This window comes from Nocardioides sp., from assembly GCF_035503875.1.
GTDB lineage: Bacteria > Actinomycetota > Actinomycetes > Propionibacteriales > Nocardioidaceae > Nocardioides.
Window position 1 is genome coordinate 1 of the sequence record NZ_DATJTA010000011.1, and the last position, 15018, is coordinate 15018.

General features: G+C 70.4%; 15 protein-coding genes and 1 pseudogene. 15 read left to right on the forward strand and 1 reads right to left on the reverse strand.

Going from position 1 to position 15018, the window contains the following annotated elements:
• Nucleotides 1-7 precede the first annotated feature (7 nt).
• A complete protein-coding gene (locus VMF51_RS03600; RefSeq protein ID WP_414689439.1) occupies nucleotides 8-1219 on the reverse strand; it encodes an IS30 family transposase in 1212 nt (403 codons plus the stop codon).
• Nucleotides 1220-1475: 256 nt separating this feature from the next.
• Here VMF51_RS03600 and VMF51_RS03605 point away from each other — a divergent pair, with 256 nt between their 5' ends.
• The 15 genes and pseudogenes from VMF51_RS03605 to VMF51_RS03675 form a co-directional block, all read left to right on the forward strand.
• Nucleotides 1476-2024, forward strand: a complete 549-nt coding sequence (locus tag VMF51_RS03605; protein ID WP_325473030.1) for an HIT domain-containing protein — start codon at nucleotides 1476-1478, stop codon at nucleotides 2022-2024.
• The gene (locus tag VMF51_RS03610; protein WP_325473031.1) at nucleotides 2021-2782 is read left to right on the forward strand and encodes an inositol monophosphatase family protein; all 762 of its coding nucleotides are present in this window, start codon (nucleotides 2021-2023) and stop codon (nucleotides 2780-2782) included. The genes VMF51_RS03605 and VMF51_RS03610 overlap by 4 nt, the downstream gene beginning before the upstream one ends.
• A gap of 12 nt (nucleotides 2783-2794) precedes the next feature.
• Nucleotides 2795-3421 (forward strand): phosphatidylinositol phosphate synthase, encoded by a 627-nt coding sequence (pgsA, locus tag VMF51_RS03615; protein ID WP_325473032.1) that lies wholly within the window; start codon nucleotides 2795-2797, stop codon nucleotides 3419-3421.
• A gap of 48 nt (nucleotides 3422-3469) precedes the next feature.
• Entirely contained in the window at nucleotides 3470-4390 is a 921-nt protein-coding gene (gene pdxS, locus VMF51_RS03620; protein WP_325473033.1) for a pyridoxal 5'-phosphate synthase lyase subunit PdxS, read from the forward strand.
• An 8-nt stretch (nucleotides 4391-4398) separates the two neighbouring features.
• The gene (pdxT, locus tag VMF51_RS03625) at nucleotides 4399-4992 is read left to right on the forward strand and encodes a pyridoxal 5'-phosphate synthase glutaminase subunit PdxT (RefSeq protein WP_325473034.1); all 594 of its coding nucleotides are present in this window, start codon (nucleotides 4399-4401) and stop codon (nucleotides 4990-4992) included.
• Nucleotides 4993-5007: 15 nt separating this feature from the next.
• A complete protein-coding gene (locus tag VMF51_RS03630; protein WP_325473035.1) occupies nucleotides 5008-5787 on the forward strand; it encodes a YebC/PmpR family DNA-binding transcriptional regulator in 780 nt (259 codons plus the stop codon).
• Between the two features lie 80 nt (nucleotides 5788-5867).
• Complete coding sequence (gene ruvC / locus VMF51_RS03635; protein ID WP_325473036.1) at nucleotides 5868-6389, forward strand: crossover junction endodeoxyribonuclease RuvC; 522 nt, start codon at nucleotides 5868-5870, stop codon at nucleotides 6387-6389.
• On the forward strand, nucleotides 6390-6983 hold the full coding sequence (ruvA, locus tag VMF51_RS03640; protein WP_325473037.1) for a Holliday junction branch migration protein RuvA: 594 nt from the start codon (nucleotides 6390-6392) through the stop codon (nucleotides 6981-6983).
• Between the two features lie 3 nt (nucleotides 6984-6986).
• Nucleotides 6987-8060, forward strand: coding sequence for a Holliday junction branch migration DNA helicase RuvB (gene ruvB / locus VMF51_RS03645; protein WP_325473038.1), 1074 nt, complete (start codon nucleotides 6987-6989; stop codon nucleotides 8058-8060).
• A gap of 130 nt (nucleotides 8061-8190) precedes the next feature.
• Complete coding sequence (yajC, locus tag VMF51_RS03650; RefSeq protein WP_325473039.1) at nucleotides 8191-8481, forward strand: preprotein translocase subunit YajC; 291 nt, start codon at nucleotides 8191-8193, stop codon at nucleotides 8479-8481.
• A gap of 1 nt (nucleotide 8482) precedes the next feature.
• On the forward strand, nucleotides 8483-10273 hold the full coding sequence (gene secD, locus VMF51_RS03655) for a protein translocase subunit SecD (protein ID WP_325473040.1): 1791 nt from the start codon (nucleotides 8483-8485) through the stop codon (nucleotides 10271-10273).
• Nucleotides 10273-11508, forward strand: coding sequence for a protein translocase subunit SecF (secF, locus tag VMF51_RS03660; RefSeq protein WP_325473041.1), 1236 nt, complete (start codon nucleotides 10273-10275; stop codon nucleotides 11506-11508). Before secD ends, secF begins: the two co-directional genes overlap by 1 nt.
• Nucleotides 11505-12065 (forward strand): adenine phosphoribosyltransferase, encoded by a 561-nt coding sequence (locus VMF51_RS03665; RefSeq protein ID WP_414689438.1) that lies wholly within the window; start codon nucleotides 11505-11507, stop codon nucleotides 12063-12065. Before secF ends, VMF51_RS03665 begins: the two co-directional genes overlap by 4 nt.
• 112 nt (nucleotides 12066-12177) lie before the next feature.
• Nucleotides 12178-14409, forward strand: a complete 2232-nt coding sequence (locus VMF51_RS03670) for a bifunctional (p)ppGpp synthetase/guanosine-3',5'-bis(diphosphate) 3'-pyrophosphohydrolase (RefSeq protein ID WP_325473045.1) — start codon at nucleotides 12178-12180, stop codon at nucleotides 14407-14409.
• 329 nt (nucleotides 14410-14738) lie between these two features.
• Nucleotides 14739-15018, forward strand: a pseudogene (locus VMF51_RS03675) (helix-turn-helix domain-containing protein); the annotation flags it as partial.

A 15018-nucleotide genomic window follows, 5' to 3' on the forward strand; every position in this document is an offset into this window, starting at 1 on the left:
GGCGGATTCAACCGGTCGGTGCAACACCGGGGTTGATGTCGTGTTGGGAGAGTAGTTCGTCGAGGGCTTCGGCTGGGTTCTTCCAGCCGAGGGTTTTGCGGGGTCGGTTGTTCATTTCGATCGCGACTCGTTCGAGCATCCCGGGGCCGTGGAAGGACAGGTCGGTGCTCTTGGGGAAGTACTGGCGCAGGAGGCCGTTGGTGTTCTCGTTGGTGCCGCGTTGCCAGGGTGAGGCGGGGTCGCAGAAGTAGATGTCCAGGCCGGTGGCCTCGGTGATCTTGGCGTGGTTGGCCATCTCGATGCCCTGGTCCCACGTCAGTGACTTGCGCAGGAACGTGGGCAGGTCGGCCATGGCGGTGAGCATCGCGTGTTGGACCGCGAGCGCGCCGTGGCTGCCGGGACCGATGTCGGGCAGGTGGAGCAGGATCACGAACCGGGTGGTGGGCTCGACCAGGGTCCCGATCGCGGACTTGTTCTCAGCACCGGTGATCAGGTCGCCTTCCCAGTGACCCGGCACGGCACGGTCTTCGACCTCAGCGGGGCGTTCGCTGATCATGACCATGTCCTTGATCCGCTCACCACCACGCCGACTGTTGCGTGTCTGGGCCTGTTTGCGGGGGCGGCGCATCGCCCGTCCGGTACGCAGTGAGGTGGTCAGCTCGCGCCGCAGCGCGCCACGGCCCTGGACGTAGAGCGACTGATAGATCGTCTCGTGCGACACCCACATCTCCGGATCGTCGGGGAAGTCGTGACGGAGCCGGGCAGCGATCTGCTCGGGGCTGTGATTCTCACCCAACCAGGCCTGGACCTGGCGACGTAGGCGCAGGTTCGTGGCCAGCTTCGCCGGTTTCGGGCGCCGTGCAGCCGCGTCGGCCTTCTGCTGGGCCGTGCTGGCTCGGTAGAGACCCTTGCTGCCAGCGTTACGGCGCAGCTCACGGCTGATCGTGCCCGGATCACGACCCAGCGCCCGGCCGATCGCTCGAACGCTCTTGCCCGCCGCAACCAGGCAGGCGATCTCCTCGCGCTCTTGGAACGTCAGGTCCCGAGCCTGTGGCTGATTCACGATCGAGGGGACCACGCCACCCGCACGTGCGAACAGACGCTGTGCCGTCGGTCGAGATATCCCAGCCACAGCACCGGCGCCGACGACCGAGACACCAGCAGCGACCTGCTGCCAGAACACGCGCTGAACATGGACAGGAACGGGCGGACGACCCATCGCAAACACCTCGATCAGATCAAGGTGTTGCACTCACCCATTGAACCCGCCTTCGTCCTTCGCACCTCAACCAGCGGGACGGCCCGGACTTCGTCCTTCGCGCCTCAACCAGCGGCGGCCAGGACGTCGGTGGTGCGGGTGCGCTTCGCGCAGGGTCGCGGTCCGTGGTGGTGGCCCGGCGTGTCAGGGGCGCCGGAGGTCCCGCTCACGGGCAGCCGTCGGCGAGGGTGGGGAGGGCGACCCCTAGGGTTGAGGCATGAGCCTGCCCGACGAGCCGCTGCGTCAGGACGGCATCGGTGACCACGACGAGCTCGACCGGCTCTGGACGCCCCATCGGATGGCCTACATCCGCGGGGAGAACAAGCCCACCGACGAGTCGTCGGGGGAGTGCCCGTTCTGCCGGGTCCCGAAGCTGAGCGACGAGGACGGTCTGGTCGTGCACCGGGGCGAGCTGGCGTTCGTGGTGCTCAATCTCTACCCGTACGCGCCGGGACATCTGATGGTCTGCCCCTACCGTCACATCGCCGACTACACCGAGACGACGGACGAGGAGGCGGCCGAGATCGCCGACCTCACGCGGACCGCGATGCGGGTGGTCCGCAAGGTCTCCGCGGCCGGTGGCTTCAACATCGGCATGAACCAGGGGCACATCGCCGGCGCGGGCATCGCGGCCCACCTGCACCAGCACGTCGTACCGCGCTGGCCCGGCGACCAGAACTTCATGCCGATCATCGGCCGCACCAAGACACTTCCCGAGCTGCTCGGCGAGACCCGCCAGCTGTTCGCCGAGGCCTGGCCCGCGTGAACCGGGACGACGCCGAGCTGGCGACCGGCCTGGTCCGCGACGCCGGCCGGCTGGCGCAGCGGATGCGCGCGGAGGGCCTCTCCGCGGAGCGGAAGACGTCGATCTCCGACGTGGTCACCGCCGCCGACCGCGCCGCCGAGGCGCTGATCGTCGAGCGCCTGCGCGCCGAGCGCCCCGACGACTCGATCCTCGGCGAGGAGGGGACCGACCACACCGGTACCAGCGGCCGGACCTGGGTCATCGACCCCGTCGACGGGACCTACAACTTCGTCGCCGGGCTCGACTGGTGGTGCTCGGCCGTCGCCCTCATCGACGGCGACGACCTGGTGCTCGGCGCCGTCCACCACCCCGCGAGCGGTACGACGTACGTCGGCGGCCCGAAGTTCACCCCGACCGTCGACGGCGTACCGATGGAGCCGCTCCCCGACCGCCCGCTGGCCGAGTCCTGCCTGACGACGTACCTCCACCCGCCGTTCTTCGGCGGCGAGGTGGGCGACGCGTTCGGCCGGATGGCCAACGGCGCCGCGACCGTGCGGATGCTCGGCTCCGGGACGATGGACGCGATGACCGTCGCCCAGGGCCGCCTGCAGGTGCTGTGCCAGCACTCCGTGCCGTCGTGGGACGAGCTGCCCGGTGCCGCGATCATCCGCGGAGCAGGTGGTACGACGCGCCGGGTTGAGGCCGCCGGCGTCGAGTGGTACGTCGCGGGCGCGCCGACCGCCGTGGCCGAGGTCTGCGCCGCGCTCCTCGCCCGCTAGCCTGCTCCCGACATGATGGAACGTTTCCGTGCCTTCTGGACGAAGGTCATCTCGCCGATCGCCCACCTGCTCATCCGGATGGGCGTGAGCGCCGACGTCGTCACGCTCGTCGGCACGCTCGGCCTGAGCGCCGGCGCCCTGATCTTCTTCCCCCAGGGGATGCTGCTCACCGGGGTGCTGGTCGCGACCGCCTTCGTCTTCAGCGACCTGATCGACGGCTACATGGCCCGCTCGCAGGGCAAGAGCAGCAAGTTCGGGGCATTCCTGGACTCCACGCTGGACCGGATCGGCGACGGCGCGATCTTCATCGGCCTCTCGCTCTACTTCGCCGGCCCCGGTGACAGCACTCTCTACCTGGTGCTCTGCCTGGTCTGCCTGCTGATGGGTGCGGTCACCTCGTACGCCCGCGCCAAGGCCGAGGGCCTCGGCTTCCAGGCCAAGGTCGGCATCGCCGAGCGCGCCGACCGGCTGGTGGCGATCCTGGTGATGACCGGTCTCAGCGCCATCTTCGACCTGCCGATCCTGCTGTACGTCGTCCTGTGGGCTCTCGCCATCGCCAGCACGGTGACGGTCGTCCAGCGGGTCTGGGTCGTGCGCAAGCAGGCCCTCGCCGAGGTCGCGGCCGGCCCCGTCTCGTAAGCACCACGCTCAATCGGCGGCGTCCTCGATCCGCCGTACGATCCGGGTATGGCTGAGAGCACCCCTGACGACTCCTTCGACACCTCCGAGATCCGCGGCACCTCGCGCGTGAAGCGCGGCATGGCCGAGATGCTCAAGGGGGGCGTCATCATGGACGTCGTCACGCCCGAGCAGGCGAAGATCGCCGAAGACGCCGGCGCGGTCGCGGTGATGGCGCTGGAGCGGGTGCCGGCCGACATCCGGGCGCAGGGTGGCGTGTCGCGGATGAGCGACCCGGACATGATCGACGGGATCATCGACACCGTCTCGATCCCGGTGATGGCCAAGGCGCGCATCGGCCACTTCGCCGAGGCGCAGGTGCTGCAGAGCCTCGGGGTCGACTACATCGACGAGTCCGAGGTGCTGACCCCGGCCGACTACGCGAACCACATCGACAAGTGGGCCTACACCGTGCCGTTCGTGTGCGGCGCGACCAACCTGGGCGAGGCGCTGCGCCGGATCACCGAGGGCGCGGCGATGATCCGCTCCAAGGGCGAGGCCGGCACCGGGGACGTCTCCAACGCGGTCACCCACATGCGCACCATCCGTCGCGAGATCCGCCGGCTGGGCGCGCTGGAGGCCGACGAGCTGTACGTCGCGGCCAAGGAGCTGCAGGCGCCGTACGACCTGGTCAAGGAGGTCGCCGAGGCCGGCAAGCTCCCCGTGGTGCTGTTCACCGCGGGTGGCATCGCGACCCCGGCCGACGCGGCGATGATGATGCAGCTCGGCGCCGAGGGCGTGTTCGTGGGCTCGGGCATCTTCAAGTCCGGCAACCCCGCGCAGCGGGCCGAGGCGATCGTGAAGGCGACGACCTTCTTCGACGACCCCGACGTGGTCGCCAAGGTCTCCCGCGGTCTGGGCGAGGCGATGGTCGGCATCAACGTCGACGAGATCCCGCAGCCGCACCGGCTCGCCGAGCGCGGCTGGTAGTACGCCGCATGACCCCGACCGTCGGCGTACTCGCCCTCCAGGGCGACGTCCGCGAGCACCTCGCGGCGCTGGCCTCCCTCGACGTCCAGGCGATCGCCGTACGCCGCCCCGGCGAGCTCGACGCGTGCGACGGCCTGGTGATCCCCGGCGGCGAGTCGACGACGATGGCCAAGCTGGCCCGGATCTTCGAGCTGCTCGACCCGCTGCGCAAGCGGGTCGAGGCGGGCATGCCGACCTTCGGCACCTGCGCCGGGATGATCCTGCTCGCCGACCGCGTGCTCGACGGCACCTCCGACCAGGAGACGGTCGGCGGGCTCGACATCACCGTGCGTCGCAACGCCTTCGGCCGCCAGGTCGACTCCTTCGAGGGGCCGCTGGCCATGGCCGGGCTCGACGCGCCGGTGCACGCCGTGTTCATCCGCGCCCCGTGGGTGGAGGAGACCGGGCCCGGGGTGGAGGTGCTCTCTCGTGTCGAGCGCGGCGAGGCCGCCGGTAGGGTGGTGGCGGTCCGTCAGGGTTCGCTGATGGCGACGTCGTTCCATCCCGAGGTGGGTGGCGACGCCCGGGTCCACCGCCTGTTCGTGGATCTGGTCCGGAGCTGAGAAGAAGAGGGACGTATGTCTGGCCACTCCAAGTGGGCGACCACGAAGCACAAGAAGGCCGCGATCGACGCGAAGCGCGGCAAGCTGTTCGCCAAGCTGATCAAGAACATCGAGATCGCCGCGAAGATGGGTGGCCCCGACCCCTCCGGCAACCCGACCCTGTACGACGCCATCCAGAAGGCGAAGAAGCAGTCGGTCCCCAACAAGAACATCGACTCCGCGGTCAAGCGCGGTGGTGGTCTCGATGGCGGCGGCGTCGACTACGAGACGATCATGTACGAGGTCTACGGCCCCCAGGGCGTCGCGCTGCTGGTCGAGTGCCTCACCGACAACCGAAACCGGGCCGCGATGGAGGTCCGCACTGCCGTGACCCGCAACGGCGGCACGATGGCCGACCCCGGGTCGGTCTCCCGCCTGTTCACCCGCAAGGGCGTCGTGGTGGTCGGCAAGAGCCAGGAGCGCGGCGGCGCGAGCGTGGAGATCTCCGAGGACGACGTCCTCGAGGCGACCCTCGACGCCGGCGCCGAGGACGTCAGCGACCTGGGCGAGAGCTTCGAGGTGCAGTCCGAGCCCGGTGACGTCGTCGCCGTGCGTACGGCGCTGCAGGCGGCCGCCATCGACTACGACTCCGCCGACATCCTGTTCGTCGCGACCATGGACATCCCAGTCGGCGAGCCCGAGGTCGCCGGCAAGGTCTTCCGTCTCGTGGACGCCGTCGACGACCTCGACGACGTCCAGAACGTGTTCACCAACGCCGACATCCCCGACGAGGTGCTGGAGTCGCTGGACGCTTGATCGGGCGTGTCCTGCGGACGAACGGACGGCCCCCCGAGTAGCGTTGTCTCCGAACACCTGTTCGGACGGAAGGCGACGCGATGCGAGTGCTCGGGATCGATCCCGGCCTGACCCGCTGCGGGATGGGCGTGGTCGAGGGCTCGGTCGGGCGGCCGCTGAGCCTGGTCGACGTCAACGTGCTGCGCACCTCGGCCGACGTACCCGTGGCGCACCGGCTGGTGACGATCGAGAAGGGCGTCGACGCCTGGCTCGACGAGTTCGCCCCCGACGCGGTGGCGGTCGAGCGGGTCTTCGCCCGCTCGGACGTCAGCACCGTGATGGGCACCGCGCAGGCGAGCGGCATCGCCATGGTCTGCGCCGCGCGTCGCGGGCTGCCGATCGCGCTGCACACCCCCAGCGAGGTCAAGGCCGCGGTCTCGGGCAACGGCCGGGCGAACAAGCAGCAGGTCGGCGCCATGGTGACCCGCATCCTGCGGCTCGACGCTCCGCCCAAGCCCGCCGACGCGGCCGACGCCCTGGCGCTGGCCATCACCCACATCTGGCGAGGCGGCGCGCAGGCCCGCATCGACGCGGCCCTCGCGGCCGCCGGAAGGAAGAGGTAGATGATCGCCTTCGTCCGCGGCGAGGTCGCCGCGCTCACCCTGTCCAGCGCCGTGCTGGAGGTCGGCGGCGTCGGCCTGGAGCTGATGTGCACCCCCGGCACGCTCGCCACGCTGCGCCCCGGCTCGAAGGCCACGCTGGCCACGTCCATGGTGGTCCGCGAGGACTCCATGACGCTCTTCGGGTTCGTCGACGAGGACGAGAAGCAGACCTTCGAGCTCGTGCAGACCGCCTCGGGCGTGGGGCCGAAGGTCGCCCAGGCGATGGTCGCCGTACTCAGTCCGGACGACCTGCGCCGGGCGATCGCGGCCGAGGACGTGAAGGCCCTGACCAAGGTGCCCGGCATCGGCCAGAAGGGCGCGCAGCGGATCATCCTCGAGCTCAAGGACCGGATCGGCGCCCCGGTCGGCAGCGGTACGCCGAGGCCGGTCGCCGCCGAGCCGTGGCGCGAGCAGGTCCAGCAGGGCCTGGTCGGCCTGGGGTGGTCGGCCAAGGACGCCGACAAGGCGATCGAGACGGTCGCGCCCGACGCGGGCGAGACCCCCGACGTCGCGGCGCTGCTCCGGGCCGCGCTGCGCTCGCTGAGCAAGGCCTAGAACGTGCCGTTCCACGAGGACGAGTTGGAGGAGGCCGAGGCAGGGCACCTGCGCTCGCTGACCGCCGCCGAGGCCGAGGGTGACGAGCGCGCGGTCGAGGCGGCGCTGCGGCCCAAGACGCTCGACGAGGTGGTCGGGCAGGCGCGGGTCCGTGCCCAGCTGGGTCTGGTCCTCGAGGCGGCCCGCCAGCGTGGCCGGGCACCCGACCACGTGCTGCTGTCGGGACCGCCGGGACTGGGCAAGACCACCCTCGCCATGATCATCGCCGCCGAGATGGCGGCCCCGCTGCGGCTGACCAGCGGCCCGGCCATCACGCACGCCGGCGACCTCGCCGCGATCCTCTCCGGCATGAACGAGGGGGAGGTGCTCTTCGTCGACGAGATCCACCGGATGTCGCGCCCGGCCGAGGAGATGCTCTACATGGCGATGGAGGACTTCCGCGTCGACGTCATCATCGGCAAGGGACCGGGCGCCACTGCCATCCCGCTGGAGATCCCGCCGTTCACCCTGGTCGGCGCGACCACTCGAGCCGGGCTGCTCCCGGGACCGCTGCGCGACCGGTTCGGCTTCACCGGTCACCTGGAGTTCTACGAGCCGGCCGAGCTCGACCTGATCGTGCACCGCTCGGCGGGCCTGCTCGGCGTCGAGCTGCGCGCCGACGGCGCCGCCGAGATCGCCAGCCGGTCGCGCGGCACGCCCCGGATCGCGAACCGGCTGCTGCGCCGGGTCCGCGACTACGCCCAGGTGCGCGCCGACGGGGTCGTCACCCTCGGTGTCGCCGAGGCGGCGCTGGATCTCTACGAGGTGGACCAGCTCGGCCTGGACCGTCTGGACCGGGCCGTCATCGACGTCCTGTGCCGCCGTTTTGGCGGCGGACCGGTCGGCGTCTCCACGCTGGCCGTCGCCGTGGGGGAGGAGCGGGAGACCGTCGAGGAGGTCGCGGAGCCGTTCCTGGTCCGGCTGGGATTCCTCGCCCGGACCCCCCGCGGCCGCATCGCGACACCGGCCGCCTGGGCGCACCTCGGCCTGACCCCGCCGCCCGTCACGCCGGTCGACGGCACCCTCTTCGACGACTGACCGGGGACCGCCCGTCGGTACGGGGCGCCGTAATGCCGCCTGCCGTGCTGACCCCCGTTATGCTTGCCCGTCGGTCGGCCCGCCCATGTGGGGCTGGGAGACCCCACGTCGTCTTTCGAGAGGTCCCCTCGTGTCGGAGTTCGCCGGCTTGCTGCCGATCGTTGCCATCGCGCTGTTGTTCTGGCTGCTCATCATCCGACCGGCCAGTCGGCGCCAGCGGGAACTTCGCACCATGCAAGGTTCGTTGTCCGTCGGGGACGAGGTCATGCTGACCTCGGGCGTCTTCGCGCACGTGGCGGAGATCGCCGACGACCACCTCCGGGTCGAGATCGCCGAAGGGGTGACCATCAAGGTCGCTCGCGGCGCTGTCGGCTCGATCATCCAGCAGCCGCTCGTCGACGACGAGCCCGAGGAGAACTGACATGGCACGTTCGTCCGCAGCCCACGCGGGGCGCACCCTGGTGGTGTTCTTCCTGGGCCTGGCGATCCTCTACGGCCTGGTGGCCCTCGCCGGCAGCTGGAAGCCCGCTCTGGGTCTCGACCTCGAGGGCGGTGCCCGGATCACCCTGCAGGCCCAGGGCAGTCCCGACAGCGACAGCCTCGAAGAGGCCCGCAAGATCATCGACCAGCGCGTCAACGGCTCCGGTGTCGCCGAGGCCGACGTGACGGTCCAGGGCGGCAAGTTCGTCGTTGTCGAGGTCCCCGGCGACGTCGAGAACCGCCGCCAGCTGGAGGAGACGGTCAAGCGTCAGGCGCAGCTGCGGTTCCGCCTGGTCGCCTGTTCGGACCGGGACGGCGCCTGCGCCGCCGGTGCCCCCGGCGCCGGCGACGGGTCGGTCCTCGACCCGGGCACCACGTCCCCGGGCGTGGAGGTCCCGTCCGAGGGCACGCCGGGCGGCACCGAGGCGCCCTCGGGCAGCAACCGTCCGCCCGTCGGCTTCGCGCAGGCCGACGAGACCGCGGCCCCCACGGACGCCGCGAGCCCGACCGCTCCGGCCGAGACCCCCGCCGAGTCGCCCGCCGAGTCCCCCGAGGGCACGCCGGCCGAGCCGGGGACGTCCGCGCCCCCGACCCCGCAGGTCGTCGACTACCAGGGCCCCAAGGCCGGCGCCACCGAGGAGCTCCTGGCGTGGCAGAACAGCCCCGACCAGGCCTCGGTCGACGCGTTCAACGCCTTCACCTGTCCCACGGACGGGACCCCGGCCGTGCTGGTCGACGACCCCGACCGTCCGATCGTCTCGTGCGAGTACGACGAGGAGACGGGCACGACCGAGAAGATGCTGCTCTCGGCCGCCGTGGTCGAGGGCACCGACCTCAAGGACGCCAGCTACGGCACGCCGCAGCAGGGCACCGGCTGGGTCGTGACCCTGTCGATCGGCGGCGCCGGTGAGAACGCGTTCGAGCAGGTCTCGCGTGCGCTCCTCCCGACCGAGCAGCGCTTCGCCATCGTCCTCGACGGCCAGGTCGTCACCGCCCTCGGCTTCGACGGCGTGATCCCCAACGGCGAGGCGCAGATCTCCGGTGACTTCACCGAGGCCGAGGCCGACAGCCTCGCCACCAGCCTCCGGTTCGGCGCGCTGCCGATCGCCTTCGACCGCGACGTCACGGTCGAGGACATCGGCCCGTCGCTCGCCGGCGACCAGCTCAGCGCGGGTCTGTGGGCGGGCGCCATCGGTCTCGGACTGGTGATGCTCTACTGCCTGCTCTACTACCGCGGCCTCGGCCTGGTGGTGTTCGGCTCGCTCGGTGTCGCCGCGGCGATCAGCTACGCGATGGTCCTGCTGCTCAGCGAGACCGCCGGCTTCACCCTGACCCTGCCCGGCATCGCCGGGTTCATCATCGCGGTGGGTGTCACCGCCGACTCGTTCATCCTCTTCTTCGAACGCATCCGGGACGAGATGCGTGAGGGCAAGTCGATGCGGGTCGCGGTCGAGACGGGCTGGAAGCGGGCCAAGGTCACGCGGCTCGCGGCCAACGTGGTCTCGCTGCTCTCGGCGGCCGTCCTCTACATCTTCGCGACCGGCGTGGTGAAGGGCTTCGGCTTCGCGCTGGGCCTCTCGACGCTGATCGACCTCGCGGTGCTCTTCTGGTTCACCAAGCCGCTGGTGTCGTACCTCGCACGGTTCAAGTTCTTCAATGGTGGTGGGAAGCTGTCCGGCCTGAGCAAGGAGACGCTCGGCATGGACGCTGTCCCGGCAGGAGGCAAGGCCTGATGGGCAAGTTCTCGCGCTACGGCAACGCGCTCTACGGCGGCCAGCGGTCGATCGACTTCGTCGGCCGTCGCGGCCTCTGGTACTCCATCACCGCCGTCGCGGTGCTCGCCTCGCTCGCCGTCATCTTCATCAAGGGGATGAACTTCGGAGTCGAGTTCACCGGTGGTACCCAGGTCCGGGCGTCGATGCCGGCCGCGCAGGTCACCCAGGACAACGCCGACGCGGTCCGCGAGGCGATCGTCGACGAGGACATCGAGGGCGTCGACAGCCCGACGGTGACCACCGAGGGCACCTCGGCGATCGTCGTCGAGGTCGGTGAGGTCTCCGACGCCGCGAGCGACCGGATCGGCGAGGTCATCCAGGAGACGGTCCCGGAGACCACCGACCTGTCGCAGACCGAGATCGGCGCCAGCTGGGGCCGCGAGGTCGCCCAGCAGGCGCTCACCGGCGTCGCCGTCTTCCTCGTCCTGGTCATGCTCTTCATCTGGGGCTACTTCCGCGAGTGGAAGATGTCCATCGCGGCGATGGTCGCGCTCTTCCACGACATCATCATCACGGTCGGCATCTACGCCCTCTCCGGGTTCCCGGTCACGCCGTCGGCCGTCACCGGTCTGCTCGCCATCCTGGGCTTCTCGCTGTACGACACCGTGGTCGTCTTCGACAAGATCCGCGAGAACACCCACGAGCTGCGCAAGTCCGGCGAGACGTACGCCGAGGCCGCCAACCTGGCCGTCAACCAGACCCTGGTCCGCTCGATCAACACCGGCATCGTGGCGCTGATCCCGATCGGCGCGATCCTCTACGTCAGCGCCGTCCAGCTGGGTGCGAGCTCGCTGCAGGACCTCGCGCTGGCGCAGTTCGTCGGCATGGCCGTCGGCATCTACTCCTCGGTGCTGCTCGCGCCGCGCGTCCTGGTGCACCTCAAGGGCCGCGAGTCGGCGATCCAGCTCGCGGACAAGCGTGCGCGGTCGCGGGCCAAGGCGAACGCCGACCGCTACGCCACCGTTCCGGTGTTCGCCGAGGACATGCCGGTCCAGGACGAGTCCGACCCCGAGTTCGAGGACGGTGCCGAGGAGGAGATCCGGGTCACCCGGGCGAGCGCTCCGCCACGGGCGCCGGAGGCGTCCGGCCGTGGCCGCGTCGTACCTCCCGCCAAGGGTGAGGTGCGTCAGAGCGGGGCGTCGGGTCGGGTCCAGCCGACGCGGCAGACCCGGTCCAAGCGCGGCCCGAAGTGACGGGTGGCTCGGGGACCGCGGCCGAGGTCGCGCGGGCGGCGCTGGAGCGCCTCGTCGTCGACGTCCCCGACTTCCCCGAGCCCGGCGTCGTCTTCAAGGACATCACCCCGGTCCTCGCCGACCACGATGCGCTCACGGCCGTCGTGGCGGCGCTGGCCGACGTCGGCCGAGTCGACGGCGAGACCGTCGTCGACAAGGTCGTCGGCATGGAGGCCCGCGGCTTCATCCTGGCTGCGCCGGTCGCCCTCGCCCTGGGCGCGGGCTTCGTCCCGGTCCGCAAGGCCGGCAAGCTGCCGCGTGAGACCCACGCGGCGTCGTACTCCCTGGAGTACGGCGAGGCGACGGTCGAGCTGCACCGCGACGCGATCGTCGCGGGCGATCGGGTGCTCCTCGTCGACGACGTGCTCGCGACCGGTGGCACCGCGCGAGCCACCCGCGAGCTGGTGGAGCGCTGCGGCGGGACGGTGACCGGCTTCGCCACCCTGATGGAGCTCTCCTTCCTGCCGGGACGCCGGACGGTCGGCGACCTTCCGGTCACCAGCCTGATGACTGTCTGACGCGACGCGTAGGCTTGCCCGCGTGACCGAGGAACGCACCGCCCCGCCCGGGCGGACCGGTCCGCCCGCACGACCGGCCGAGCGTTCCGACGCCGCTCCGCCGGGGCGGAGCATGCGGGCCCGGCTCGCCCGGATGGGGACCCGCAGCCAGCCCGGGAACCCGGTCCTCGAGCCGCTCTTCCGCTCGGTGCGCGCCAACCACCCGAAGGCCGACCTGGCGCTGCTGGAGCGCGCCTATCTGACGGCCGAGAAGATGCACGGCTCGCAGATGCGCAAGAGCGGTGACCCCTACATCACCCACCCGCTCGCGGTCACCACCATCCTCGCCGATATCGGCATGACCGAGCCGACGCTGGTCGCGTCGCTGCTGCACGACACGGTCGAGGACACGCCGTACACGCTGGAGCAGGTGCGCGCCGACTTCGGCGAGGAGGTCGCCCGTCTCGTCGACGGCGTGACCAAGCTCGACAAGGTCCGCTACGGCGAGACCGCCGAGGCCGAGACGATCCGCAAGATGATCGTCGCGATGTCGCGCGACATCCGGGTGCTCGTGATCAAGCTCGCCGACCGGCTCCACAACATGCGGACCCTGCGCTACGTCAAGCAGGAGACGCAGGAGCGCAAGGCCCGCGAGACCCTCGACATCTACGCGCCGCTGGCCCACCGCCTCGGCATGAACACCCTCAAGTGGGAGCTCGAGGACCTCGCGTTCGCGACCCTGCACCCCAAGATCTACGACGAGATCGTGCGGATGGTCGCCGAGCGCGCGCCGTCGCGCGACCAGTTCCTCGCCGAGGTGATCGCCCAGGTCGAGAACGACCTGCGCGAGGCCAAGATCAAGTGCAAGGTCACCGGCCGGCCGAAGCACTACTACTCGATCTACCAGAAGATGATCGTCGGCGGCCGCGAGTTCTCCGACATCTACGACCTGGTCGGCATCCGCATCCTCGTGGAGGACGACCGCGACTGCTACAGCGTCCTCGGCGTGCTCCACTCGCGCTGGAACCCCGTCCTCGGGCGGTTCAAGGACTACGTCGCGATGCCGAAGTTCAACATGTACCAGTCGCTGCACACCACTGTGATCGGCCCGCAGGGCAAGCCGGTGGAGCTGCAGATCCGGACCTTCGCCATGCACCGCCGCGCCGAGTACGGCGTCGCCGCGCACTGGAAGTACAAGGAGGACGGCCGCGCCGGCGTCGACACCGACCGCCCCGGCGACATGGACGACATGACGTGGGTGCGCCAGCTCCTCGACTGGCAGAGCGAGGTCGAGGACCCGGGCGAGTTCCTGGAGTCGCTGCGCTTCGAGATCAACCGCGCCGAGACCTACGTCTTCACCCCCCGCGGTGACGTCATCGCGCTGCCGGCCGGCGCCACGCCGGTGGACTTCGCGTACGCCGTGCACACGGAGGTCGGCCACCGCACCATCGGCGCCCGCGTCAACGGGCGGCTGGTGCCGCTGGAGTCGATGCTGGAGAACGGCGACGTCGTCGAGGTATTCACCTCCAAGTCGCCGACGGCCGCGCCGTCGCGCGACTGGCTGACCTTCGTGAAGTCGCAGCGGGCGCGCTCCAAGATCCGCCAGTGGTTCACCAAGGAGCGGCGCGAGGAGGCCATCGAGCAGGGCAAGGAGCAGATCGCCAAGCTCATGCGCAAGGAGGGACTGCCCCTCAAGCGGCTGATGTCCCACGAGTCGCTGACGCTCGCGGCCCGGCACTTCCACCACGCCGACGTCTCCGCGATGTACGCCGCTGTCGGCGAGGGCAACCTGTCCGCGCAGGCCGTCGTACGCCGGGTCATCGACGAGCACGGCGGGAGCGACAGCGCCCAGGAGGACCTCGCCGAGGCCGTCACGATCACGGGCCGGCGCGGCACCGCCCGGACCGGCTCCGCCGGCGACGCGGGCGTGATCGTCAAGGGCGCCCCGGACGTCTGGGTGAAGCTGGCCAAGTGCTGCACCCCGGTGCCGCCCGACCAGATCCTGGGCTTCGTCACCAAGGGCGGGGGAGTCTCGGTGCACCGCCAGGACTGCACCAACGCCGCCAGCCTGAAGTCCCAGCCCGAGAAGCTGCTCGAGGTGGAGTGGGCGCCCACCGGCCAGTCGACGTTCCTGGTCAACATCCAGGTCGAGGCCCTCGACCGCGCCCGGCTGCTGTCCGACATCACCATGGTGCTCTCGGACGCCCACGTGAACATCCTCAGCGCCAACCTCTCCACCACCCGCGACCGCGTGGCCAAGAGCCGGTTCACCTTCGAGATGGCCGAGGCCAAGCACCTCGACAACGTCCTGCGCGCCGTCCGCGGCGTCCCCGGCGTCTTCGACGCCTACCGGGTGACCCAGTAGCAGAGCCCGGTCGCTGGTTGTGGTGTGAAGGACGGAGTCCTGAGCCTCGGACGCTGGTTGAGGTGTGAAGGACGGAGTCCTGAGCCTCGAAACCCGGTGAGCCGAGAGTCGGCGTGGGTCGAGGTCGTCGGTCGGCAAGACGGGTTTCGAGGCTCGGCGCTGGCGCGCCTCGCACCTCAACCAGCGTGGGTGAAGCGGACGCTGGTTGAGGTGTGGAGGACGGAGTCCTGAGCCTCGAAACCCGGTGGGTCGAGAGTCGGCGTGGGTCGGGGTTGTCGGTCGACAAGACGGGTTTCGAGGCTCGGCGCTGGGGCGGGTTCAATGGGTGAATGCAACACCTTGATCTGATCGAGGTGTTTGCGATGGGTCGTCCGCCCGTTCCTGTCTATGTTCAGCGCGTGTTCTGGCAGCAGGTCGCTGCTGGTGTCTCGGTCGTCGATGCGGGCGCTGTGGCTGGGATGTCTCGACCGACGGCACAGCGTCTGTTAGCACGTGCGGGTGGCGTGGTCCCCTCGATCGTGAATCAGCCACAGGCTCGGGACCTGACGTTCCAAGAGCGCGAGGAGATCGCCTGCCTGGTTGCGGCGGGCAAGAGCGTTCGAGCGATCG

Excerpts from the sequence above, each read along its gene's own strand:
- VMF51_RS03600 (WP_414689439.1), bottom strand. The coding sequence starts at position 1,219 with ATGGGTCGTCCGCCCGTTCCTGTCCATGTTCAGCGCGTGTTCTGGCAG.
- VMF51_RS03605 (WP_325473030.1), top strand. The coding sequence starts at position 1,476 with ATGAGCCTGCCCGACGAGCCGCTGCGTCAGGACGGCATCGGTGACCAC.
- pgsA (WP_325473032.1), top strand. The coding sequence starts at position 2,795 with ATGATGGAACGTTTCCGTGCCTTCTGGACGAAGGTCATCTCGCCGATC.
- pdxS (WP_325473033.1), top strand. The coding sequence starts at position 3,470 with ATGGCTGAGAGCACCCCTGACGACTCCTTCGACACCTCCGAGATCCGC.
- pdxT (WP_325473034.1), top strand. The coding sequence starts at position 4,399 with ATGACCCCGACCGTCGGCGTACTCGCCCTCCAGGGCGACGTCCGCGAG.
- VMF51_RS03630 (WP_325473035.1), top strand. The coding sequence starts at position 5,008 with ATGTCTGGCCACTCCAAGTGGGCGACCACGAAGCACAAGAAGGCCGCG.
- ruvC (WP_325473036.1), top strand. The coding sequence starts at position 5,868 with ATGCGAGTGCTCGGGATCGATCCCGGCCTGACCCGCTGCGGGATGGGC.
- ruvA (WP_325473037.1), top strand. The coding sequence starts at position 6,390 with ATGATCGCCTTCGTCCGCGGCGAGGTCGCCGCGCTCACCCTGTCCAGC.
- secD (WP_325473040.1), top strand. The coding sequence starts at position 8,483 with ATGGCACGTTCGTCCGCAGCCCACGCGGGGCGCACCCTGGTGGTGTTC.
- secF (WP_325473041.1), top strand. The coding sequence starts at position 10,273 with ATGGGCAAGTTCTCGCGCTACGGCAACGCGCTCTACGGCGGCCAGCGG.
- VMF51_RS03670 (WP_325473045.1), top strand. The coding sequence starts at position 12,178 with ATGCGGGCCCGGCTCGCCCGGATGGGGACCCGCAGCCAGCCCGGGAAC.